Source organism: Parageobacillus galactosidasius (assembly GCF_002217735.1).
In the GTDB taxonomy this organism is placed as follows: Bacteria; Bacillota; Bacilli; order Bacillales; family Anoxybacillaceae; genus Parageobacillus_B; species Parageobacillus_B toebii.
Window position 1 is genome coordinate 1 of record NZ_NDYL01000001.1, and the last position, 23,032, is coordinate 23,032.

At 43.1% G+C, this 23,032-nt stretch carries 21 protein-coding genes, 3 tRNA genes, 1 rRNA gene and 1 other annotated feature; of the genes, 24 read left to right on the forward strand and 1 reads right to left on the reverse strand.

Translation table 11 applies throughout. From position 1 onward, the window contains the following. Positions 1-1,299 precede the first annotated feature (1,299 nt). Positions 1,300-2,234 (forward strand) — a sequence feature (23S ribosomal RNA rRNA prediction is too short). Positions 2,235-3,453: 1,219 nt separating this feature from the next. The 12 genes from B9L23_RS00010 (at position 3,454) to rsmI (ending at position 11,731) form a co-directional block, all read left to right on the forward strand. Next, positions 3,454-3,527, forward strand: a tRNA-Ile gene (locus tag B9L23_RS00010). A 13-nt stretch (positions 3,528-3,540) separates the two neighbouring features. Beyond that, positions 3,541-3,616 (forward strand) — tRNA-Ala (locus tag B9L23_RS00015). Between the two features lie 739 nt (positions 3,617-4,355). Then, positions 4,356-4,429: transfer RNA gene (locus B9L23_RS20680), tRNA-Ile, on the forward strand. A gap of 415 nt (positions 4,430-4,844) precedes the next feature. After that, positions 4,845-4,961: ribosomal RNA gene (gene rrf / locus B9L23_RS00020) — 5S ribosomal RNA — on the forward strand. Positions 4,962-5,244: 283 nt separating this feature from the next. Further along, a complete protein-coding gene (locus B9L23_RS00025; RefSeq protein WP_012748803.1) occupies positions 5,245-5,451 on the forward strand; it encodes a sigma factor G inhibitor Gin in 207 nt (68 codons plus the stop codon). Positions 5,452-5,662: 211 nt separating this feature from the next. Next, complete coding sequence (locus B9L23_RS00030; protein WP_012748804.1) at positions 5,663-7,099, forward strand: aminotransferase class I/II-fold pyridoxal phosphate-dependent enzyme; 1,437 nt, start codon at positions 5,663-5,665, stop codon at positions 7,097-7,099. A gap of 13 nt (positions 7,100-7,112) precedes the next feature. Next, on the forward strand, positions 7,113-7,745 hold the full coding sequence (gene tmk / locus B9L23_RS00035) for a dTMP kinase (protein ID WP_062756510.1): 633 nt from the start codon (positions 7,113-7,115) through the stop codon (positions 7,743-7,745). Positions 7,746-7,823: 78 nt separating this feature from the next. After that, positions 7,824-8,831, forward strand: a complete 1,008-nt coding sequence (holB, locus tag B9L23_RS00040; RefSeq protein WP_081189202.1) for a DNA polymerase III subunit delta' — start codon at positions 7,824-7,826, stop codon at positions 8,829-8,831. Continuing rightward, positions 8,824-9,651, forward strand: a complete 828-nt coding sequence (locus tag B9L23_RS00045; protein ID WP_012748807.1) for a PSP1 domain-containing protein — start codon at positions 8,824-8,826, stop codon at positions 9,649-9,651. Before holB ends, B9L23_RS00045 begins: the two co-directional genes overlap by 8 nt. 15 nt (positions 9,652-9,666) lie before the next feature. Then, positions 9,667-10,032 (forward strand): DNA replication initiation control protein YabA, encoded by a 366-nt coding sequence (gene yabA / locus B9L23_RS00050; RefSeq protein ID WP_012748808.1) that lies wholly within the window; start codon positions 9,667-9,669, stop codon positions 10,030-10,032. Positions 10,033-10,095: 63 nt separating this feature from the next. Then, positions 10,096-10,845 carry a tRNA1(Val) (adenine(37)-N6)-methyltransferase gene (locus tag B9L23_RS00055; RefSeq protein WP_081189197.1) on the forward strand — a complete coding sequence of 250 codons (750 nt, stop codon included), beginning with the start codon at positions 10,096-10,098 and terminating at the stop codon, positions 10,843-10,845. Positions 10,846-10,858: 13 nt separating this feature from the next. Beyond that, positions 10,859-11,731: a 16S rRNA (cytidine(1402)-2'-O)-methyltransferase gene (rsmI, locus tag B9L23_RS00060; protein ID WP_089097450.1), complete on the forward strand. Its 873-nt coding sequence runs from the start codon at positions 10,859-10,861 to the stop codon at positions 11,729-11,731. Between the two features lie 38 nt (positions 11,732-11,769). Here rsmI and B9L23_RS00065 read toward each other — a convergent pair whose 3' ends face one another. After that, positions 11,770-12,069, reverse strand: a complete 300-nt coding sequence (locus B9L23_RS00065; RefSeq protein WP_012748811.1) for a transition state genes transcriptional regulator AbrB — start codon at positions 12,067-12,069, stop codon at positions 11,770-11,772. A 343-nt stretch (positions 12,070-12,412) separates the two neighbouring features. On the opposite strand from B9L23_RS00065, the gene metG reads away from it, so the two are divergent. The 12 genes from metG (at position 12,413) to spoVG (ending at position 22,906) form a co-directional block, all read left to right on the forward strand. After that, complete coding sequence (metG, locus tag B9L23_RS00070) at positions 12,413-14,359, forward strand: methionine--tRNA ligase (protein WP_012748812.1); 1,947 nt, start codon at positions 12,413-12,415, stop codon at positions 14,357-14,359. 141 nt (positions 14,360-14,500) lie between these two features. Next, positions 14,501-15,271, forward strand: coding sequence for a TatD family hydrolase (locus B9L23_RS00075; RefSeq protein ID WP_012748813.1), 771 nt, complete (start codon positions 14,501-14,503; stop codon positions 15,269-15,271). Between the two features lie 200 nt (positions 15,272-15,471). Next, complete coding sequence (locus B9L23_RS00080) at positions 15,472-16,692, forward strand: G5 and 3D domain-containing protein (protein ID WP_081189196.1); 1,221 nt, start codon at positions 15,472-15,474, stop codon at positions 16,690-16,692. 241 nt (positions 16,693-16,933) lie between these two features. Beyond that, positions 16,934-17,497 (forward strand): ribonuclease M5, encoded by a 564-nt coding sequence (gene rnmV, locus B9L23_RS00085; RefSeq protein WP_012748815.1) that lies wholly within the window; start codon positions 16,934-16,936, stop codon positions 17,495-17,497. Next, positions 17,490-18,365 (forward strand): 16S rRNA (adenine(1518)-N(6)/adenine(1519)-N(6))-dimethyltransferase RsmA, encoded by an 876-nt coding sequence (gene rsmA / locus B9L23_RS00090; protein WP_089097451.1) that lies wholly within the window; start codon positions 17,490-17,492, stop codon positions 18,363-18,365. The genes rnmV and rsmA overlap by 8 nt, the downstream gene beginning before the upstream one ends. A 116-nt stretch (positions 18,366-18,481) precedes the next feature. Continuing rightward, the gene (gene yabG, locus B9L23_RS00095) at positions 18,482-19,366 is read left to right on the forward strand and encodes a sporulation peptidase YabG (RefSeq protein ID WP_012748817.1); all 885 of its coding nucleotides are present in this window, start codon (positions 18,482-18,484) and stop codon (positions 19,364-19,366) included. Positions 19,367-19,573: 207 nt separating this feature from the next. Then, entirely contained in the window at positions 19,574-19,831 is a 258-nt protein-coding gene (gene veg, locus B9L23_RS00100) for a biofilm formation stimulator Veg (RefSeq protein WP_012748818.1), read from the forward strand. Between the two features lie 106 nt (positions 19,832-19,937). Further along, entirely contained in the window at positions 19,938-20,117 is a 180-nt protein-coding gene (locus B9L23_RS00105) for a small, acid-soluble spore protein, alpha/beta type (RefSeq protein WP_041269542.1), read from the forward strand. 192 nt (positions 20,118-20,309) lie between these two features. Next, positions 20,310-21,179: a 4-(cytidine 5'-diphospho)-2-C-methyl-D-erythritol kinase gene (gene ispE, locus B9L23_RS00110; protein ID WP_012748820.1), complete on the forward strand. Its 870-nt coding sequence runs from the start codon at positions 20,310-20,312 to the stop codon at positions 21,177-21,179. A gap of 55 nt (positions 21,180-21,234) precedes the next feature. After that, the gene (gene purR, locus B9L23_RS00115) at positions 21,235-22,059 is read left to right on the forward strand and encodes a pur operon repressor (RefSeq protein WP_012748821.1); all 825 of its coding nucleotides are present in this window, start codon (positions 21,235-21,237) and stop codon (positions 22,057-22,059) included. 26 nt (positions 22,060-22,085) lie between these two features. Next, positions 22,086-22,460, forward strand: coding sequence for a RidA family protein (locus B9L23_RS00120; protein ID WP_062677415.1), 375 nt, complete (start codon positions 22,086-22,088; stop codon positions 22,458-22,460). A gap of 155 nt (positions 22,461-22,615) precedes the next feature. Then, positions 22,616-22,906, forward strand: coding sequence for a septation regulator SpoVG (gene spoVG, locus B9L23_RS00125; protein ID WP_003247437.1), 291 nt, complete (start codon positions 22,616-22,618; stop codon positions 22,904-22,906). The last annotated feature ends 126 nt before the right edge of the window (positions 22,907-23,032 follow it).

Genomic DNA, 23,032 nt, shown 5'->3' on the forward strand with positions numbered 1-23,032 from the left:
CAGAGCCCGTTCATGGGTGATGGCGTGCCTTTTGTAGAATGAACCGGCGAGTTACGATGACGAGCGAGGTTAAGTCGAAGAGACGGAGCCGCAGCGAAAGCGAGTCTGAATAGGGCGTTAAGTACGTTGTCGTAGACCCGATAACCGAGAAGAAAAGCGGAGGCGCCGCGATTAGCCCCGATAGGCGCTGGAGGGCCTGCGAGGAGGCTATTGCCGCCACGGCAGGACCGAAGCGACCGTGAGGGGCTAGGCGCCGAAGCTAGACATAGGAAGAAGCCGAGAAGCGAAGGCGGCAAGCATGAAGCTGTTTTCGCATGGTTAAGTTAGAAAGGGCGCACGGTGGATGCCTTGGCACTCATCGCGTCAAGCGAGTAAGATCCCTCGAAGATGACGAGGTCGATAGGTCCGAGGTGGAAGCGTGGCGACACGTGGAGCTGACGGATACTAATCGATCGAGGACTTAACCAAGCGGAAAAGCGGAGGACGCTAGGAGTTAGACAACGGAAAAGCGGAAGCCGCCTATGCAAAACGGCTTCTTCCAAACAGACGGTTATCTAGTTTTGAGGGAACGAAATCCCTCTTGACAAACGTGATGATTGGAATATAATAATATGTGGCCAAAACACCCGAAGTCGGTGAGGTAACCCGTAAGGGAGCCAGCCGCCGAAGGTGGGGCAAGTGATTGGGGTGAAGTCGTAACAAGGTAGCCGTACCGGAAGGTGCGGCTGGATCACCTCCTTTCTAAGGACTGTATGTGTGTGAAATAAGGTGGGCGCTTCGGGTTTGTTCAGTTTTGAGGGAACATGCTATATGTTCTTTCAAATAAATGTTGTTCCTTGAAAACTAGATAACCGATTGGAAGAAGCCGAGAAGCGAAGGCGGCAAGCGTGAAGCTGTTTTCGCATGGTTAAGTTAGAAAGGGCGCACGGTGGATGCCTTGGCACTAGGAGCCGATGAAGGACGGGGCAAACGCCGAAACGCTTCGGGGAGCTGTAAGCAAGCGTTGATCCGGAGACAGAGCCCGTTCATGGGTGATGGCGTGCCTTTTGTAGAATGAACCGGCGAGTTACGATGACGTGCGAGGTTAAGTCGAAGAGACGGAGCCGCAGCGAAAGCGAGTCTGAATAGGGCGTTAAGTACGTCGTCGTAGACCCTAGTACGTCGTCGTAGACCCGAAACCAGGTGATCTACCCATGTCCAGGGTGAAGGTAGGGTAACACCTACTGGAGGCCCGAACCCACGTACGTTGAAAAGTGCGGGGATGAGGTGTGGGTAGGGGTGATGAAGCTGTTTTCGCATGGTTAAGTTAGAAAGGGCGCACGGTGGATGCCTTGGCACTAGGAGCCGATGAAGGACGGGGCAAACGCCGAAACGCTTCGGGGAGCTGTAAGCAAGCGTTGATCCGGAGATGTCCGAATGGGGAAACCCACTGCCCGTAATGGGGCAGTATCCATACCTGAATCCATAGGGTATGGAGGGCACACCCGGGGAACTGAAACATCTAAGTACCCGGAGGAGAAGAAAGCAACCGCGATTCCCTGAGTAGCGGCGAGCGAAACGGGAACAGCCCAAACCAAGAGGCTTGCCTCTTGGGGTTGTAGGACCACTCACATGGGAGTTACAAAGGAACGGGGTAGACGAAGCGGTCTGGAAAGGCCCGCCAGAGAAGGTGACAGCCCTGTAGTCGAAACTTCGTTCCCTCCCGAGTGGATCCTGAGTACGGCGGGACACGGGGAATCCCGTCGGAAGCAGGGAGGACCATCTCCCAAGGCTAAATACTCCCTAGTGACCGATAGTGAACCAGTACCGTGAGGGAAAGGTGAAAAGCACCCCGGAAGGGGAGTGAAAGAGAACCTGAAACCGTGTGCCTACAAGTAGTCAGAGCCCGTTATGGGTGATGGCGTGCCTTTTGTAGAATGAACCGGCGAGTTACGATGACGTGCGAGGTTAAGTCGAAGAGACGGAGCCGCAGCGAAAGCGAGTCTGAATAGGGCGTTAAGTACGTTGTCGTAGACCCGAAACCAGGTGATCTACCCATGTCCAGGGTGAAGGTAGGGTAACACCTACTGGAGGCCCGAACCCACGTACGTTGAAAAGTGCGGGGATGAGGTGTGGGTAGGGGTGAAATGCCAAACAAGTAGTCAGAGCCCGTTCATGGGTGATGGCGTGCCTTTTGTAGAATGAACCGGCGAGTTACGATGACGTGCGAGGTTAAGTCGAAGAGACGGAGCCGCAGCGAAAGCGAGTCTGAATAGGGCGTGTAGTACGTCGTCGTAGACCCGAAACCAGGTGATCTACCCATGTCCAGGGTGAAGGTAGGGTAACACCTACTGGAGGCCCGAACCCACGTACGTTGAAAAGTGCGGGGATGAGGTGTGGGTAGGGGTGTCCCAAGGCTAAATACTCCCTAGTGACCGATAGTGAACCAGTACCGTGAGGGAAAGGTGAAAAGCACCCCGGAAGGGGAGTGAAAGAGAACCTGAAACCGTGTGCCTACAAGTAGTCAGAGCCCGTTTATGGGTGATGGCGTGCCTTTTGTAGAATGAACCGGCGAGTTACGATGACGTGCGAGGTTAAGTCGAAGAGACGGAGCCGCAGCGAAAGCGAGTCTGAATAGGGCGTTAAGTACGTCGTCGTAGACCCGAAACCAGGTGATCTACCCATGTCCAGGGTGAAGGTAGGGTAACACCTACTGGAGGCCCGAACCCACGTACGTTGAAAAGTGCGGGGATGAGGTGTGGGTAGGGGTGAAATGCCAACAGAGCCCGTTTATGGGTGATGGCGTGCCTTTTGTAGAATGAACCGGCGAGTTACGATGACGTGCGAGGTTAAGTCGAAGAGACGGAGCCGCAGCGAAAGCGAGTCTGAATAGGGCGTTAAGTACGTTGTCGTAGACCCCAAGTAGTCAGAGCCCGTTTATGGGTGATGGCGTGCCTTTTGTAGAATGAACCGGCGAGTTACGATGACGTGCGAGGTTAAGTCGAAGAGACGGAGCCGCAGCGAAAGCGAGTCTGAATAGGGCGTTTAGTACGTCGTCGTAGACCCGAAACCAGGTGATCTACCCATGTCCAGGGTGAAGGTAGGGTAACACCTACTGGAGGCCCGAACCCACGTACGTTGAAAAGTGCGGGGATGAGGTGTGGGTAGGGGTGAACACCCGAAGTCGGTGAGGTAACCCGTAAGGGAGCCAGCCGCCGAAGGTGGGGCAAGTGATTGGGGTGAAGTCGTAACAAGGTAGCCGTACCGGAAGGTGCGGCTGGATCACCTCCTTTCTAAGGATGATACGAAAAGCGAAGGCGACTTGGAGCCGGAGCTAGACAGTACGAAAAGCGGAAGCGCGAAGGCGACTTCCTATTGACAATAATCCTAAAATAAGTTATAATGACGCTTGTCGTTTTGTTTAGTTTTGAAGGAGCTTCATGTTCCTTCTCTAATTTAAAATTTAAATATGACGGGCCTATAGCTCAGCTGGTTAGAGCGCACGCCTGATAAGCGTGAGGTCGGTGGTTCAAGTCCACTTAGGCCCATCCCTTTCTATGTGGGGCCTTAGCTCAGCTGGGAGAGCGCCTGCTTTGCACGCAGGAGGTCATCGGTTCGATCCCGATAGGCTCCACCATTTTAGCGGAAAAATACTGTGTCCATGAGCACATACAGGAAACAGTTTGGTTCCTTGAAAACTAGATAACCGGAAGGAAAAGCGGAGGCGCCGCGGTTAGCCCCGATAGGCGCTGGAGGGCCTGCGAGGAGGCTATTGCTGCCACGGCAGGACCGAGAAGCGACCGTGAGGGGCTAGGCGCCGAAGCTAGACATAGGAAGAAGCCGAGAAGCGAAGGCGGCAAGCATGAAGCTGTTTTCGCATGGTTAAGTTAGAAAGGGCGCACGGTGGATGCCTTGGCACTAGGAGCCGATGAAGGACGGGGCAAACGCCGAAACGCTTCGGGGAGCTGTAAGCAAGCGTTGATCCGGAGAGGAGCCAGCCGCCGAAGGTGGGGCAAGTGATTGGGGTGAAGTCGTAACAAGGTAGCCGTACCGGAAGGTGCGGCTGGATCACCTCCTTTCTAAGGATGATACGAAAAGCGAAGGCGACTTGGAGCCGAAGCTAGACAGTACGAAAAGCGGAAGCGACGCGATCAGCTCTCAAAGCCAAATGTTCTTCACCCGCTAAAGTGCTTGCACTTCGAGGGGGGAAGGTTATTTGGCACAAGAGAGCTAGGCGCTGGAGCTAGACAGTACGAAAAGCGGAAGCGCGCAGGCGATTGCCTATTGACAATGACGCTAAAATAAGTTATAATGACGCTTGTCGTTTTGTTTAGTTTTGAAGGAGCTTCATGTTCCTTCTCTAATTTAAATATGACGGGCCTATAGCTCAGCTGGTTAGAGCGCACGCCTGATAAGCGTGAGGTCGGTGGTTCAAGTCCACTTAGGCCCATCCCTTTCTATGTGGGGCCTTAGCTCAGCTGGGAGAGCGGATGAGATTTCCCATCGCGTCAAGCGAGTAAGATCCCTCGAAGATGACGAGGTCGATAGGTCCGAGGTGGAAGCGTGGCGACACGTGGAGCTGACGGATACTAATCGATCGAGGACTTAACCAAGCGAAAAGTGGAGGCGAGCGCTTAGCGCCAAAAGGAAAATGTTCTTCGACCGTAGAGGTGCTTGCACCTCAAGGGAGAAGGTTATTTGGCGCAAGAGAGCTAGGCATCGGAGCTAGACAATGGAAAAGCGTAGGCCGCCTATGCAAGACGGCTTCTTCCAAACAGACGGTTATCTAGTTTTGAGGGAACGAAATCCCTCTTGACAAACGTGATGATTGGAATATAATAATAAATGTCCAATTGAGATAATTGCCTAGTGACAATAGCGGAGAGGAAACACCCGTTCCCATCCCGAACACGGAAGTTAAGCTCTCCAGCGCCGATGGTAGTTGGGGCCAGCGCCCCTGCAAGAGTAGGTCGTTGCTAGGCAATTATTACAGAAAACAGCTGATTAAGCATGAAGCTTAATCAGCTGTTTTTATATATACCTTAAAACATCTCCACTTCACCTCTCACTCTGTGTGTATCCATTTTTTCTATTAAACTGGAACGAAGAAAAATGCGCAACTCTCCTATCTTGTTCTCATGGTGTTATAAAATTTTATTTTTTGGTATTTATTATTTTACCTAAGCATCTATAAAATTTTATTTTCATCTATTAGTTATAGAAACTTATTAATGTGGGAAAGATAAAGGGTGGGAGGTGGAGAAGGTGGGTTCACTGATTACGGGTAAAGATGTTATCGAAAGAGTATGTATCGTTTGTGAGCAGCCAAAACAAGAAGGAATTCAAATTTATGATCAGTTTCTTTGTCTTGATTGCGAAAGGGAGATCGTGCAAACGGACACGACCGATCCGAAATATCGTTTTTATGTAAAGCAGTTAAGAAAAATTATATCTTCAAAAATATATTCATAGGGTCCTATTGATAGGGCCTATTTTGTTTATATGTTCAACTTTCATCACGCTTTTTTCTTTTTTGATTTGGAGTGGTATCGGAAAATCGATGTTATCTCTTATGTATTTCTATTCAAGGCAATTAGATTAGTGATAATATATATCTTGTTGTCTATGTCAGAAAAACAATGTTCTAAATTTCCTTATCATGAAAAAGAAAAGAGGGGCATTTATGGATCAACAGCAAACTCCTTTATATACCGCTTTAAAACGTCATGATGCCATTCATCCGTTTTCATTTCATGTACCAGGTCACAAATATGGTACAGTATTTCCTATAGAAGCGAAAAATGATTATAAGCAGTTACTAAAACTAGATGCGACTGAATTAAGCGGGCTTGATGATCTACATCAACCGGAATCGGTTATTGCCGAGGCGCAATCTTTAGCAGCAAAGCTGTATAATGTAGAAGAAACGTTTTTTCTCGTAAACGGTTCTACGGCTGGAAATTTAGCGATGATCTTTGCTGTTTGCGGGGAAAAGAAAAAGGTAATTGTGCAGCGAAATTGCCATAAATCGGTTATGCATGCGCTTCAATTAGTTGGAGCTGCCCCTATTTTTCTTCCTCCGGAATTGGATGAAGACGTCCGTGTCGCCTCTTATGTTGCGTATGAAACGGTAAAAAAGGCGCTTGAACTTCACCAAGATGCCGCAGCATTAGTGTTGACTAATCCGAATTATTATGGAATGGCGGTGGATCTTACGGAAGTTGTAAACATCGCACACCGCTATCGTATTCCTGTGCTTGTCGATGAAGCGCATGGGGCTCATTTTATTATAGGAGAGCCTTTTCCGAAAACAGCGATCGCGTGCGGGGCGGATGTTGTTGTCCAGTCAGCGCATAAAACATTGCCAGCCATGACAATGGGGTCGTATTTACATGTAAATAGTTCATTAATAGATAAAGAGAAACTAAAATATTTTTTACAAGTGTTTCAGTCAAGCAGCCCATCTTATCCGATTATGGCTTCACTTGATTTGGCGAGAAGTTACCTCGCTCGTTTAACAAAGGGAGATGTAGAAAATATTTTAAAACAAATTCAACGGTTGAAAGATGCCCTCGATGAGATAGAAGGGATTGCGGTAGTTCATTCGCAACATCCGCTTATAAAGACGGATTTATTGAAAATTACCGTTCAAACGAGAAGTAAGTTGTCCGGTTATGAGCTTCAACAACGGCTGGAGCAAGAAGGCGTTTTTGCGGAGCTTGCCGATCCGTTTAACGTTTTGCTCGTGTATCCGCTTGCTGCTATCGATCATTTAGAGGAAGTGATCGAAAAATTAAAACGGGCGTTTCGCGGATTAAGCTATAGCGAAGAGTTGCTAAATTCGTTCCGTTCTTTTTCCTTCTTGGCATCTGCAAATCCGATTTCTTATAAGGAACTAGAGACATTGCCGAAAAAAGTGGTTAACTTAGAAAAGGCGGAAGGATTTATTGCCGCGGAAACGATCACACCTTATCCACCTGGAGTGCCTTTATTATTTATAGGAGAATCAATTAGTAAAGAGCATATTGAACAAATAAAACAGTTAAAATATCATGCGCGGTTTCAAGGAGGAAAGTTTTTATCTTCTAATCAAATAGAAGTGTATGTACCAGTAAAATAAGGGGGATTAGCGTATGAAAGGTCGTTTTTTTTCTTTCGAGGGACCTGATGGAGCAGGAAAAACGACGATGATTACAAAGCTGGAATCATTTTTGCGAGAAAAAGGGTTTGACGTTTTATCGACAAGAGAACCAGGAGGAGTTCGTATTGCCGAGGAAATTCGTTCCATTATTTTGAACCCAAAACATACGGAAATGGATGGTCGTACGGAAGCGTTGCTTTACGCCGCTGCGAGAAGGCAGCATCTTTTAGAAAAAATTATTCCTGCGATAAAAGCCGGCAAAATTGTATTGTGCGATCGGTTTGTCGACAGTTCGTTAGCCTATCAAGGATTTGCAAGAGGGTTAGGCATCGATGAAATATTACAAATTAATCAGTTTGCGATTGATGGTTATTTTCCTTCGTTAACGATTTATTTTGATATTGATCCTAAAATAGGATTAGAGAGAATCCAAAAAAATAAGCAGCGGGAAATTAATCGGCTTGATATGGAAAGTTTATCTTTCCATTATAAAGTAAGAGAAGGGTATTTAAAGATAGCAGAACGTTTTTCTGATCGTATCATTGTCATTGATGCTTCCAAACCGGTCGATGAAGTGTTTGCAATGACCATAGCGGCGGTTATGGATCAAATAGAAGGAAGATAACAGTGATGTTTCCATGAAACAGAACATGATGAAAAGGATAAGACATGTTAGAATAAAAATTAAAGGAAAGTGATGAAAGTGGCGATTTTCTGGGAGCAGCTGGAACGATATCAGCCTGTAGTAGTGAAAATGCTCACAAAAAGTCTTGAAAAAGGGCGAATTTCTCATGCTTATTTATTCGAGGGGCAACGCGGAACGGGAAAAAAAGCAATGAGTCTTTTATTGGCAAAAAGCTTATTTTGTTTACATCGTTCCGGAATAAAGCCTTGCAATGAATGCCGAAATTGCCGCAGAATCGATTCCGGGAATCATCCAGATGTACATGTCATTGAACCAGATGGGCAATCGATTAAAAAAGAACAAATTGAAATGTTGCAGCAAGAGTTTGCAAAAATGGCGGTGGAATCAGACCGAAAACTATATATTATCGAGCACGCTGATAAAATGACAACGAATGCAGCGAATAGCTTGTTAAAATTTTTAGAAGAGCCTCGTCCAGGGACGGTAGCGATATTGCTTACAGAACAATATCACCGCCTATTAGAAACGATCATTTCCCGTTGCCAAGTGTTTTCGTTTAAGCCAATACCACCTGCTTTGCTTGCCAATTATTTAGCAGAGCAGCAAATCCCGCCTCATATTGCTCTCCTTGCCGCACATGTGACAAACAGTCATGAAGAAGCACTCGAGTTAGGTCGAGATGATTGGTTTGCGCAGGCGAGAAAAATAGTGTTACAATTATATGAAATGTTAAAGAAAAATGATTTGCAGGCGCTTTTTTTCATCCATGATCAATGGATTCCGCATTTTCAAGAAAAGCAGCAAATCGATTTAGGATTAGATTTGCTTTTATATATATATAAAGATATGTTGCACATTCAATTAGGACAGCAAGATAAAATCATTTATCGGGATAAAATCGATGATTTGCAGCAATGGGCGCTTTCTTGTTCTCAACGACAGATCGCAAAAAGCATGGAAATGATTTTACAAGCGAAGGCGCGTTTAAATACAACTAATATGAGCGTACAGCTTTTAATGGAACAACTTATCCTTGATCTAAAGGAGGGAAAAGTGTTTGTATAATGTCGTCGGTGTTCGCTTTAAAAAAGCGGGAAAAATTTATTATTTCGATCCTGGAGAATTGTCGATTTCTGCCGGGGAGTTCGTCATTGTAGAAACCATTCGAGGGATCGAATATGGAAAAGTTGTCATTAGCAACAAACAAGTCGATGAAAATGATATCGTTTTGCCGTTGAAAAAAGTGATTCGCGTCGCGGACGCGAAAGATAAATTAATTGTTGAGGAAAACAAAAAAGCGGCACGGGAAGCGTACGATATTTGCTTAAAAAAAGTAGAAGAGCATGGCTTGGAAATGAAATTAGTCGATGTGGAATATACGTTTGACCGCAATAAAGTGATTTTTTATTTTACTGCAGACGGGCGTGTGGATTTCCGCGAACTTGTCAAAGATTTGGCAGCCATTTTTCGCACGCGCATTGAATTAAGACAAATCGGTGTTCGCGATGAAGCAAAAATGCTTGGCGGGATCGGTCCGTGCGGAAGAATGCTTTGCTGCTCAACATTTTTAGGAGATTTTGAACCAGTATCCATTAAAATGGCGAAAGACCAAAACTTATCGCTCAATCCGACGAAAATTTCCGGTCTTTGTGGCCGGTTAATGTGCTGCTTAAAATACGAAAATGATGAATATGAAACAGCGAAAGAGCAGCTTCCTGATTTAGGGGAGTATGTGGAAACTCCGCATGGTCTTGGAAAAGTGATCGGATTAAATATTTTAGAACGAGTATTGCAAGTGGAATTATCGGAACATGGACGGGTCGTGGAATATACGCTCGACGAGTTGATGAAAGATGGAACGTTACCAGTCCAAGCCACAGACTAATTGGGGTGGATTGACGTGGATAAGAAAGAGATTTTTCAGTCAGTAACGAGCATGGAGGAACAACTGAGCCATTTGTACCGCCAGCTTGTACAATTAAAGGAACATGTAGTTCAGCTGCTTGAGGAAAATCATCATTTGCAAATAGAAAATGATCATTTGCGCCGTCGGCTCGAACAAGTGACCAGTGAATTGGCAGAGGAAAAGCAAAAAGAAAAAGATCATAAGCATGGTCATGAAAGAAAATTAGTTGACATTGGCGAAGGATATGATAATTTAGCGCGTCTTTATCAGGAAGGGTTCCATATTTGTCATGTCCATTATGGAAGCGTCCGAAAAGAAGGCGATTGCCTATTTTGTTTATCCTTTTTAAATAAAAAGTAAGCATAACGATAGCCTTTCCACATAAGGAGAGGTTATTTTTTTGAAAATAAGGAGGAATACACGATGGTGGAATTATATGATGATGAGAGGCTTGACTATCTTTTAAATGAAGATATTCGCATTATTCAAAGTCCGTCTGTGTTTTCCTTTTCCCTTGATGCGGTGCTGCTTGCGAAATTTGTTTATATGCCGATTCAAAAAGGGCAAATTGTCGATTTATGCACCGGAAATGGAGTTATTCCATTGTTATTAAGCATGAGAACAAAGGGAAAAATTATCGGTATAGAAATTCAAGAGCGGCTTTGTGATATGGCAAAAAGAAGCGTACAATATAACGGTTTGGAAAAACAAATAGAAATTATTCGCGGGGATATTAAAGATGCGCCTAAGCAGTTAGGATACAGTAAATATGATGTCGTCACGTGCAACCCTCCCTATTTTCCAACGATCAGCAAGGAAGAAATGAACAAAAATATTCATTTTGCCATTGCTCGCCATGAGATTTATTGTACGCTCGAAGATGTGATTCGCGTAAGCAGCCAGCTGTTGAAGCAAGGCGGCAAAGCCGCATTTGTGCACCGGCCGGGACGGCTTCTCGATATTATTACACTAATGCGCAAGTATCGGTTAGAGCCAAAACGGCTGCGGTTTGTTTATCCGAAAATCGGAAAAGAGGCCAATACGATTTTGATTGAAGGAATAAAAGATGGCAATCCGGATTTAAAAGTATTGCCGCCGCTTATTGTGTATCATGACAATAATGAATATACAGATGAAGTGAAGCAACTATTATATGGAATTATCCCATCGTAAAGGAGCAGAAACGATGCTTTGGCAGCAAAAAAGTTTTGCCGGCGATAATAAAGGAACTCTATATATCGTCCCGACACCGATTGGCAATCTTGAAGATATGACATTTCGGGCGGTACGTATTTTGAAAGAAGTAGATATCATTGCCGCAGAAGATACACGGCAAACGAAAAAACTGTTAAACCATTTTGAGATTCATACACCGGTCATTAGTTATCATGAACATAATAAATATACAAGCGGGCCGCAAATTATCGAACAACTGAAAGAAGGAAAATCGGTAGCGCTTGTCAGTGATGCAGGAATGCCGGGAATTTCCGACCCAGGATATGAGCTGATCGTTTCCGCGCTCAAAGAGCAGTTTTCAGTTGTTCCGCTTCCAGGAGCGAACGCGGCGTTAACCTCACTGGTTGCCTCGGGGCTGCCGACCGATCACTTTTATTTTTTCGGTTTTCTCGAACGGACAAAGAAAGAAAAAAAGGAACAGTTGGAATCACTAAAAACGGTTCGTGAAACGATGATTTTTTATGAAGCACCTCATCGCTTAAAAGAAACGCTTGCGATGATGTATGAAGTGTTTGGCGATCGCCGTATCGCTATATGCCGTGAGCTTACCAAACGATTTGAGGAGTTCATTCGTGGAACTTTGCGGGAGGCGGTCGAATGGGCAGAAACGAATGAAATTCGCGGAGAATTTTGCATTATTGTGGAAGGAGCGGAGGAAACGATCGAAGAGAAAGAGGAATGGTGGCATTCGCTAACACCGGTGGAGCATGTCGAATATTATATTCGGGAGAAAAATTTTACGTCAAAAGAAGCTATTAAACAAACCGCAAAAGATCGAAATATGTCGAAACGGGACGTTTATCAGCAATATCATCATCGATAAAAAAAGAGAGTTTCTCTAAAAATGCTAGAGAAACTCTTTTATTTATCATTATTGTCAGATGATTGTTGTAGATGCTCTTGGATTTCTTTTAAAAGAATTTCCGCGCCTTCACGGCTTAAAATAATTTTACCGCCGGCTAATTTGAAATTGTCATCAGAAACTTCGCCAGTGACGACACATGTCATATTTGGTTTATATTTTTTCAAAATGATGCGATCGTCGTCTACGTAGATTTCCAATGCATCTTTTTCAGCAATATCTAACGTGCGGCGTAATTCAATTGGAATTACGACACGGCCTAATTCATCCACTTTGCGGACAATGCCTGTTGATTTCACGGAACGCTCCCCCTCTCTATAATAAAATAGTTTTTTATTTTGCTAGGATTTATTCGTCAATATTCGACAAATTTCCTACACCCTAATCATATCAGTGTTTCCATTATACGTCAATCCTTTTATATGTAAAATTAAAAAAAAATGTATTTTTAAGAAAGACGATTGTTTTCTTCTATAACTATTCGACTATTTTTTATAAAATATGGCGTTATTTTGTATGTATATTTTTTTTCAATAAGAGAAATAGATGTTTTTGTAGAATGAAAAAAATTATGTAAAATAGAAGTAACATCGCTCTCGTCCGTTGGGCGGGGGCTTTTGTTCAGAATAGGGAGGTATGAAGATGGAGAAAAAGACGTTTTATCTTACGACCCCGATTTACTATCCGAGCGGGAAATTACATATTGGCCATGCATATACGACCGTAGCAGGCGATGCGATGGCGCGCTATAAGCGTCTTCGCGGTTATGATGTCATGTATTTGACTGGTACGGACGAACATGGACAAAAAATTCAGCGAAAAGCGGAAGAAAAAGGAGTAACACCGCAGCAATATGTCGACGAAATTGTCGAAGGCATCCAAGAGTTGTGGAAAAAGCTTGATATTTCTTATGATGACTTCATCCGTACGACGCAAGAACGTCATAAAAAAGTAGTAGAAAAGATTTTTGCGCGTCTTGTCGAACAAGGTGATATTTATTTAGGTGAATACGAAGGATGGTATTGTACACCGTGCGAATCATTTTATACGGAGCGGCAGCTCGTTGATGGAAACTGCCCGGATTGCGGCCGTCCGGTAGAGAAAGTAAAAGAAGAATCGTATTTCTTTAGAATGAGCAAATATGTGGATCGGCTTTTGCAATACTATGAAGAAAATCCGGAGTTCATCCAGCCGGAGTCGCGCAAAAATGAAATGATTAACAACTTTATTAAACCAGGGCTTGAGGATTTAGCGGTATCACGCACGACGTTTGATTGGGGCATTAAAGTTCCGGGTGATCCGAAACACGTCATTTACGTATGGATTGACGCGCTCACGAACTATATTACGGCATTAGGATATGGCACGGATAACGATGAGAAGTTTCGAAAATACTGGCCGGCAGACGTTCATTTAGTCGGAAAAGAAATTGTCCGCTTCCATACGATTTACTGGCCAATAATGTTAATGGCGCTCGATTTGCCGCTTCCGAAAAAAGTGTTTGCCCATGGCTGGCTGTTAATGAAAGACGGAAAAATGTCGAAATCAAAAGGAAATGTCGTTGATCCGGTAACATTAATCGACCGTTATGGATTGGATGCACTTCGCTATTATTTGCTTCGCGAAGTTCCGTTTGGCTCCGATGGCGTGTTTACTCCAGAAGGATTTGTCGAACGCATTAACTACGACTTAGCAAACGATTTAGGCAACTTGTTAAATCGCACGGTAGCGATGATTGAAAAATATTTTGACGGCATGATTCCACCATATCGTGGAGCGAAAACAGCATTCGACAACGATCTTGTCGAAAAGGCAAAAGAAACGGTGAAACAATATGAAGAAGCGATGGAGAAAATGGAATTTTCCATTGCGCTTGCGTCCGTATGGCAGCTGATTAACCGAACGAATAAATATATTGACGAAACGCAACCTTGGCTGCTTGCCAAAGATGAAGGCAAAAAAGAACAATTGGCGTCTGTAATGACCCATTTGGCAGAATCACTTCGTCATGTTGCGATTTTGTTGCAGCCGTTTTTAACACGCACGCCGGAAAAAATTTTCGCGCAGCTTGGCATTGTTGATGAACAATTAAAACAATGGGACAGCTTATATGAGTTCGGCCTCATCAAGGAAGGCACGAAAGTAACAAAAGGTGAACCGCTATTTCCACGTCTAGACATTGAAAAAGAAGTGGAATATATTAAAGCCCATATGCAGGGCAGTGCACCGGCAAAACAAACGGAAGAAAAACCAAAACAAGAAGCGCAAGAAATTACGATTGATGATTTTATGAAAGTTGATTTGCGAGTTGCAGAAGTACTTCACGCTGAGCCGGTAAAAAATGCGGATAAACTGCTGAAGCTCAAGCTTGATCTTGGCGATGAACAACGTCAAGTCGTATCAGGAATTGCGCAATTTTACAAACCAGAGGATTTGATCGGCAAAAAAGTGGTTTGCGTCGCCAATTTAAAACCAGTGAAACTGCGCGGTGAACTATCCGAAGGCATGATTCTCGCCGGGGAAGAAAACGGGGTGCTTTCTCTTGTTACCGTTGATAAAACGATTCCAAATGGGACAAAAATAAAATAATGACAAACATAAGAGGTGTAGTGTCTATCGTACACGACACCTCTTTGTTGTCATTTTGTAAAGTAAATGTTAACAACTTGTGATATATGTAATGGATTTCTATGTTACACTTAACACCAAGGTAGAAAAGGGGTTATTGTTATGCTCTTTGACACACATGCGCATTTAAATGCCGTTCAATATAATGATGATTTACAAGAAGTGATTGATCGCGCTCTTAGTGAAAGAGTTTCTCATATTGTCGTCGTCGGCTTTGACCGCCCTACGATTGCGCGGGCGATAGAGCTAGCGGAGCAATATGATTTTATTTATGCTTCCGTTGGTTGGCATCCCGTTGATGCAATCGATATGACAGATGAGGATTTAAACATGATTGAAGAGTTGACTGCCCATCCAAAAGTGGTGGCGTTAGGAGAAATGGGCTTAGATTATTATTGGGATAAATCACCAAAGGAAATACAACATGACGTATTTCGGCGGCAAATCGCTTTAGCGAAAAAAGTAAAACTGCCAATCATTATCCATAATCGGGAAGCAACAGCGGATGTATTGCAAATTTTAAAAGAGGAAAATGCCGCCGAAGTGGGTGGAATTATGCATTGTTTTACCGGAAGTGTAGAAGTAGCGAAGCAATGCATTGATATGAACTTCTTTATTTCCCTTGGCGGTCCGGTAACGTTTAAAAATGCGAAAAAGCCGAAGGAAGTAGCGGCGCAAATTCCGCTTGAGCATTTATTGATTGAAACAGATTGTCCGTATTTAACGCCTCACCCTTTCCGCGGAAAACGAAACGAACCAAGCTACGTCAAATATGTAGCGGAGGCGATCGCCGAGATTAAAGGTATTTCCTTTGAGGAAGTAGCAAAAGCGACGGCAGAGAATGCAAAAAGATTATTCGGCATCCATCGCTAAAATTATTTGTCAAATGGTAAGGAGACTTGTCTAATATGATCGAGGTAAAAAAAGTTCTACAAATTTAGAACATTACATAGTATAAACTGTCGACAAGTCTTCCTTCCCTTTTAACCGAATTTTCTGCATAATAGAGTGTGTTTACGCGTACATGTTAGAGGGAGAGGGGAATTTAGCGAGAGAAGGAGGCGTTTTGCATAATGTTACCCAATATGAAGAAGATTTCCGGTTCATTGAGGAAAAATTTCACTGTTACTGCTAGTAGTTTTATAGCTTTGTCAGCAACAACGGGATTTGCTGGGTACGAAATAGCCAAAGATGATGTGACACTAACGGCAAACGGAAAAAAACAAGAGATTCGTACTCATGCAAAAACGGTAAAAGAAGTATTACAGGAGCAAAATATTAAGCCAAGGAAAGAAGATCGCGTCTATCCATCGTTAGATACGCCGATTACAGATGATTTAAACATCGTTTGGGAAGCGAGCAAGAAAGTCACTTTGATAGTAGATGGAAAAAAACAAGAAATATGGACGACTGCAAAGAACGTTGCCGAGCTATTAAACTCACAACATATTAAAATCGAAAAGCACGACAAAATTGCCCCAGCACCAAATACAAAAATTAAAAAGGGAATGAAAGTGAACATAGAAAAGGCATTCCCGGTTCAATTAAATGTCGGCGGTAAACAGCAACAAGTGTGGGCAACTTCGACTACTGTCGCTGACTTTTTAAAACAACAAAATGTAAAATTAGATGAACTCGACCGTGTAGAGCCATCTTTACAGGACAAACTAAAAGAAAATATGGTCGTAAAAGTGATTAAAGTTGAAAAAGTCACCGATGTAGTGGAAGAACCAGTTGACTTTGCAGTCGTCACTAGACAAGATGCACAATTGCCAAAAGGAGAACAACGTATTATTAGCCCTGGAGAAAAAGGGCGAGTTTCGAAAAAGTATGAAGTAGTGCTCGAAAATGGAAAAGAAGTATCGCGGAAATTAATTGAGACAAAGATGATAAAAGAAAGTAAAAATCGGATTGTTGCTATCGGTACGAAAGTGGCTAAAAGCCGACCTGCTCATACGCAAAGCCGCTCTGTTCAGACCGTATCGCGCGGCCAAAAGCATGCAGCGCGAGAAATTTATGTTGTTGCTAGCGCCTATACTGCTTATTGTCAAGGATGTTCAGGAACAACGAGAATGGGAATTAACTTACGTGCAAATCCTTCTGCAAAAGTAATCGCAGTGGATCCAAACGTTATTCCGCTTGGATCAAAAGTGTACGTAGAAGGATACGGATATGCTATAGCTGCTGATACAGGATCAGGTATTAATGGTTATGAAATTGACGTGTTTATTCCAAAGCAATCGGATGCACTTCGTTGGGGTAGAAAGCGTGTGAAGGTGAGAATTCTTCAATAAAGGAAAAGGATGCGGAGGGTTTTTTTGCCCTCTGCTTTTTCGTTATAATGAAGAAAGATATTTTCCTACTCATTTAGACGAAAAAAATCGAAAAAAGTTTCGGTTATTTTAAAAAATAAATTAACATTTTTAGCAGCAAAAAACTCTTTCAACAATTATTTTACAGGAAAGGGGGCATCGCAGAAATAGGAAAAAAGACTTATTCCGTGTGGAATGAGTGAACGATTTCTGCGCAATAGTGATGAAGATTAAAGAAATTATTGTTGTGGAAGGAAAAGACGATACAGTGGCGATTCAGCGCGCCGTTGATGCAGATACCATTGAAACGAACGGGTCGGCAATTAGTGAAGAAACGATTGAACGAATTAAATTAGCAAAAGAAAAACGTGGCGTAATTATTTTTACGGACCCTGATTTTCCAGGTGAAAAAATTCGCAAAACGATTACAGAGCGTGTTCCAGGCTGCAAACATGCTTTTTTGCCAAGAAAAGCGGCTATTGCGAAAAATGGGAAAGGAATTGGCGTAGAACATGCGTCTGTGGAAGATATCCGTCAAGCGTTGAAAAACGTGTATGAGGAAACAACAGAGTGGAAGGAAGAGATTACGTTTGATGAACTCGTTGCTGCTGGTTTAATCGGTGGAGAATTAGCGAAAAAGCGGCGCCAACATTTAGGTGAAATTTTAAAAATAGGATATACAAACGGAAAGCAGCTTTATAAGCGATTGCAAGTATTTCAAATCTCTAAAGAAACATTTTATGCAGCATTAGAGCAAGTATTGCAGGAGGAAGCAAATGATGAATAAAGACATTGCCACACCGGGGCGAACCCGGGAAATCCTGGAAAAGTATGGGTTTTCATTTAAAAAAAGTTTAGGACAAAATTTTTTAATTGACACCAATATTTTGCGGAAAATTGTCGATTTTGCCGAGCTTTCGGACGAAACAGGAGCGATTGAAATCGGTCCTGGAATCGGTGCTTTAACGGAGCAGCTGGCACGCCGTGCGAAAAAGGTAGTCGCGTTTGAAATTGATCAGCGGCTTTTGCCGATTTTAGAGGATACATTATCACCGTATGGAAACATCCGTATTATCCATCAAGATGTTTTAAAAGCGGATATTCACCGCGTGATCTCCGAAGAATTTACCGGCATGACCGATATTATGGTAGTGGCAAATTTGCCGTACTACGTCACAACACCGATTATTATGAAGCTATTGACAGATCGCTTGCCGATTCGCGGCATGGTTGTTATGTTGCAAAAAGAAGTGGCGGACCGCCTAGCCGCAAAGCCGGGAACGAAAGATTACGGTTCGTTGTCGATTGCAATTCAATATTATACAGAAGCGGAGACGGTCATGACCGTCCCAAGAACGGTGTTTATCCCGCAGCCGAACGTGGATTCTGCTGTTATTCGGTTAATAAAGCGAAAGCAGCCGCCTGTTAAAGTGGAAGACGAAGCGTTTTTCTTTCAAGTGGTGCGGGCAAGCTTTGCGCAGCGCCGGAAAACGATTTTAAACAATTTAGTAAACAATTTGCCAAACGGAAAAGCGATGAAAGAGCAAATAGAGCGTGTCTTAACAGAGACAGACATTGACCCGCGCCGCCGCGGAGAAACGCTGACAATGGAGGAGTTTGCCGCGCTTAGCAATGCGTTGCGGCACGTTTTGTAAGTATGTAAGCACTTTTTTGGTTGGTTTGGGAAAGAAAAGACCTATGTCTATCACCTATTGTCGAGATGTGCATATGTTACTTAAGTAAACAATTTGTTTTAATGGAGTGAATGGTGATGGACGTTAAGGTCGGCGATATTGTTGCAAGAAAGTCGTATAACTGTGATTTATTGTTTCGTGTAATAGATGTGAAAGAAAAAGATGGGGAAAAAGAAGCGACTTTATATGGCGAAGATGTCAGACTGGTCGCCGATGCCCCATGCAGTGATTTAGTCATTATTGGTGAACGGGAACAGCAGGAAAGAAAGAAAAAGGAAATAGAGCTTATAGAACAATCGTATAAGCTATTCCGGCAAGATTACCATGTAATGAAGCAAAAAACAGAGTACCGGGCGACGGGAGGATACCGAACGGAAAAAGATTTTTTTCAAATTCCGGGGCGCGTCCTTCATTTGGACGGTGACCCTTTATATTTGCGGAAGTGTTTAGATTTATATGAACGAATCGGAGTGCCGGTATACGGAATTTATTGTGATGAAAGCGAAATGTCTGAAAAAGTCGGTGAGCTTCTTGAGCGATTCCGCCCTGATATTTTAGTGATTACCGGCCATGATTCTTATTCCAAGTCAAAAGGAAAAGTAACGGATTTAAAGGCATATCGCCATTCAAAACATTTTGTACAAACAGTAAAAGAAGCACGTAAAAAAGTTCCTCATCTTGACCAGCTGATTATTTTTGCGGGGGCGTGTCAATCCCATTTTGAATCGCTTATTCGCGCCGGGGCCAATTTTGCCAGCTCCCCCGCACGCGTAAACATTCATGCGCTGGACCCAGTTTATGTCGTCTCGAGAATTAGTTTTACCTCTTTTATGGAAACGGTAGATGTTTGGGATGTACTTCGCAATACATTAACTGGAGAAAAAGGACTTGGAGGAGTAGAAACGAAAGGAGTATTGCGCACGGGAATGCCTTTTCGTTCCATTGGTGAAATGAGCGATTAACAGAGCCGCCATCAAAAAGGCGGTTTTTTTATTTTTTCTACAATTTATACATATTTTTTCACATAAAAAACCATAATATACATAATAAAGAAGGATTTTGTAGAAAAATATGCATTGACAGTAACGAAAAAACACTGATATAATTTTAATTTTTTTGACTTTGAAAGAAACCTTTGTTATAATTATAAATAGTGAGGTGGATAGCGAATGGCAAAAACTTTATCCGATATTAAAAAAGCGTTGGATTCTAATATCGGCAGACGTTTGACATTGCGCGCAAACGGCGGACGAAGAAAAACGATTGAACGATGCGGAATTTTAGCTGAAACGTATCCATCGGTATTTGTTATTGAACTCGACCAAAAAGAAAATGCGTTTGAACGGGTATCGTTTAGTTACGCTGATGTGTTAACAGAAACAGTACAATTGACGTTTTTAGATGACGATCAAGCGGGTAGGCAGTAGACATTTGTTTGCTGCTTTTTGTTTTGTCATAAATAGGTGAACATAAAGATATGCGTTTTTTTTTTCATACTAAAACTGTCGCGGTGGTTGAAAGGGGCTGTTGACATTGGGTCGACGTCGTGGAATTATGTCGCAACGCTTTAAAGAAGAGTTGGCGAAAGAATTAGGCTTTTATGATGTCGTTCAAAGAGAAGGATGGGGCGCGATCCGCGCGAAAGATGCTGGAAATATGGTGAAATTAGCGATTGAAAAAGCGGAACGACAGCTAGCCGAGAACATGAAATAGCGTAAACTTGTGTAAAGGAAAACAAAAACGACCGCGACAGCCGAAGCAGCATCGCTTCGGCTTTTGTTTGATATCGTTTGCCATAACTCAACAGATGAATATATTTTTCTTTTTGTTCAGGAACACACATCATTTATGCTAATATGGTAAATGGATCTTATGAGTTTGAAGTCGTTAAAGTAGGTGGAACGTTTGAGGTTGTTAGTCAAAGCGCCAGCAAAAATCAACTTATCATTGGACGTGTTACATAAGCGGCCGGATGGGTATCATGAAGTGAAAATGGTCATGACAACGATTGATTTGGCAGATCGGATCGAATTAATTCCACAAATGGATGATACCATACAAATTATTTCAAAAAACCGATTCGTTCCCGATGACCACCGCAACTTGGCGTATCAGGCTGCAAAGTTATTGAAAGATACATTTGCGATTAAACAAGGCATAGCGATCTCTATTACAAAAAATATTCCAGTAGCGGCCGGGCTGGCGGGAGGAAGCAGTGACGCCGCCGCGACGCTCCGCGGTTTAAATAAGCTTTGGAATTTAGGCCTTACACTGGATGAGTTAGCAGAACTAGGAGCAAAAATCGGTTCTGACGTATCATTTTGCGTTTACGGTGGAACCGCGATTGCAACAGGACGGGGCGAAAAAATTACACCGATTCCTGCTCCACCGCCATGCTGGGTTATTTTGGCCAAACCATCGATCGGTGTTTCTACTGCTGAAGTGTATCGAAATTTAAAGGTTGATGAGATTCCACATCCGGATGTGGACGGAATGGTAGAGGCGATTTATCGCCAAGATTATGCGGCTATTTGTAAACTGGTTGGAAACGTATTAGAGGAAGTAACATTAAAAAAATATCCAGAAGTAGCGCATATTAAAGAGCAAATGAAGCGGTTTGGAGCAGACGCGGTATTGATGAGCGGCAGCGGGCCGACGGTGTTCGGGTTAGTCCAGCACGATTCAAGATTGCAGCGAATTTATAACGGACTCCGCGGTTTTTGTGATCAAGTGTTTGCTGTCCGTATATTAGGCGAACGCCATTCACTTGATTAAATACGTACATTTTTGGTATATTTACTTTAAAACATTCGGTTTTAGGAGGGCCTCTATGAAGTTAAGGCGCAGCGGCCGTTTAGTCGATATGACCCATTATCTTCTCGAACGGCCTCATCAGCTTATTCCGCTTACTTTTTTTGCAGATCGTTATGAATCGGCGAAGTCATCGATTAGTGAGGATTTAGCCATTATTAAACAAACGTTTGAACAGCAAGGAATCGGAACGATCAAAACATTGCCAGGCGCAGCGGGCGGAGTGCAATATATTCCGAAAATGTCGAAACAGGAAGCGGAAGAGATTGTTACATATTTATGTGAGCAACTATCACGCCCAGATCGGCTGTTGCCTGGCGGATATTTGTATATGACCGATATTCTTGGCGACCCTCGTATTGTGAACAAAATCGGCCGTCTATATGCGTCCATTTTTGCCGACCGGCCGGTGGATGTCGTCATGACGATTGCAACAAAAGGAATCCCGCTTGCTTATGCGGTAGCTCATTTTTTGTATGTTCCTGTCGTTATTGTCCGCCATGACAATAAAGTGACAGAAGGGTCGATGGTCAGCATTAACTATGTTTCCGGTTCTTCTAAACGCATTCAAACGATGGTGCTAGCCAAGCGGAGTTTAGCCGAAGGAGCCAATGTGTTAATCATCGATGATTTTATGAAAGCCGGCGGAACGGTAAACGGCATGGTGAATTTATTAAATGAATTTAACGCCAAACTTTCCGGCATCGGTGTTCTTGTCGAGTCGGAAGAAACGAAAGAGCGACTTGTTGATGAATATATTTCGCTCGTAAAATTATCTTCTGTCGATGTTAAAGAAAAACAAATTACCGTAAAAGCAGGAAATTATATTCATTTTATGGAATAGATAAACGAGAAAGGAGAGCAAACAAAATGAAAAAGGTAGAAACGAATAAAGCGCCGCAAGCGATCGGTCCGTATTCGCAAGGAATTATCGTCAATAACATGTTTTACAGCTCGGGGCAAATTCCGCTCACTCCTGAAGGAGAGATGGTACAAGGCGACATAAAAGCACAAACACATCAAGTATTTCAAAACTTAAAAGCCGTTTTGGAAGCGGCTGGCGCATCGCTTGATACAGTAGTCAAAACGACGGTGTTTTTGAAAAACATGGATGACTTTGCGGCAATGAATGAAGTATATAGTGAATATTTCACTAACCATAAACCGGCGCGCTCGTGCGTGGAAGTGGCGAGACTGCCGAAAGACGCGCTTGTCGAAATTGAAGTAGTCGCGTTGATTCGATAAATTACATCATCTGCCTTTTCCCTAAACAGTCAAGGATGCTGTACGTTGCGTACTAGCTAATTTATTATAAAAAATTTTCAAAAAAAGAAGGAAAAAGAGAAAACATGTGGAATAAAAATAATCAAGTCTGATATAGGGAAAAGGTGGTGAACATAATGGAAGTTACTGACGTAAGATTACGCCGCGTAAATACCGAAGGACGTATGAAAGCCATTGCCTCTATCACATTGGATAACGAATTCGTTGTCCACGATATCCGCGTCATCGATGGCAATAACGGATTGTTTGTCGCAATGCCAAGCAAGCGCACTCCAGATGGAGAATTTCGCGACATTGCACATCCGATTAACTCAGCCACACGCGGAAAAATTCAAGAGGCAATATTAGCTGAGTATCACCGTTTAGGTAAATTGGAAGAAGAACTTGAAGAAGCTGGTGCTTCATAAAAATATGGAAAAGAGTCTGTTCTAAATGAACAGGCTCTTTTTTTGGAAAAATGAATGTTTCCTTGAAATACACTACTAATTGAGATATATTCAATTATGGATAAAAAGGTAATTGGAGGCCTATAT

Bases quoted from the DNA above. Each gene is read 5' to 3' on its own strand.
- B9L23_RS00030 (WP_012748804.1), top strand. From the start codon at position 5,663: ATGGATCAACAGCAAACTCCTTTATATACCGCTTTAAAACGTCATGAT.
- tmk (WP_062756510.1), top strand. From the start codon at position 7,113: ATGAAAGGTCGTTTTTTTTCTTTCGAGGGACCTGATGGAGCAGGAAAA.
- B9L23_RS00055 (WP_081189197.1), top strand. From the start codon at position 10,096: ATGGTGGAATTATATGATGATGAGAGGCTTGACTATCTTTTAAATGAA.
- rsmI (WP_089097450.1), top strand. From the start codon at position 10,859: ATGCTTTGGCAGCAAAAAAGTTTTGCCGGCGATAATAAAGGAACTCTA.
- metG (WP_012748812.1), top strand. From the start codon at position 12,413: ATGGAGAAAAAGACGTTTTATCTTACGACCCCGATTTACTATCCGAGC.
- B9L23_RS00075 (WP_012748813.1), top strand. From the start codon at position 14,501: ATGCTCTTTGACACACATGCGCATTTAAATGCCGTTCAATATAATGAT.
- B9L23_RS00080 (WP_081189196.1), top strand. From the start codon at position 15,472: ATGTTACCCAATATGAAGAAGATTTCCGGTTCATTGAGGAAAAATTTC.
- rnmV (WP_012748815.1), top strand. From the start codon at position 16,934: ATGAAGATTAAAGAAATTATTGTTGTGGAAGGAAAAGACGATACAGTG.
- rsmA (WP_089097451.1), top strand. From the start codon at position 17,490: ATGAATAAAGACATTGCCACACCGGGGCGAACCCGGGAAATCCTGGAA.
- yabG (WP_012748817.1), top strand. From the start codon at position 18,482: ATGGACGTTAAGGTCGGCGATATTGTTGCAAGAAAGTCGTATAACTGT.
- veg (WP_012748818.1), top strand. From the start codon at position 19,574: ATGGCAAAAACTTTATCCGATATTAAAAAAGCGTTGGATTCTAATATC.
- purR (WP_012748821.1), top strand. From the start codon at position 21,235: ATGAAGTTAAGGCGCAGCGGCCGTTTAGTCGATATGACCCATTATCTT.
- B9L23_RS00120 (WP_062677415.1), top strand. From the start codon at position 22,086: ATGAAAAAGGTAGAAACGAATAAAGCGCCGCAAGCGATCGGTCCGTAT.
- spoVG (WP_003247437.1), top strand. From the start codon at position 22,616: ATGGAAGTTACTGACGTAAGATTACGCCGCGTAAATACCGAAGGACGT.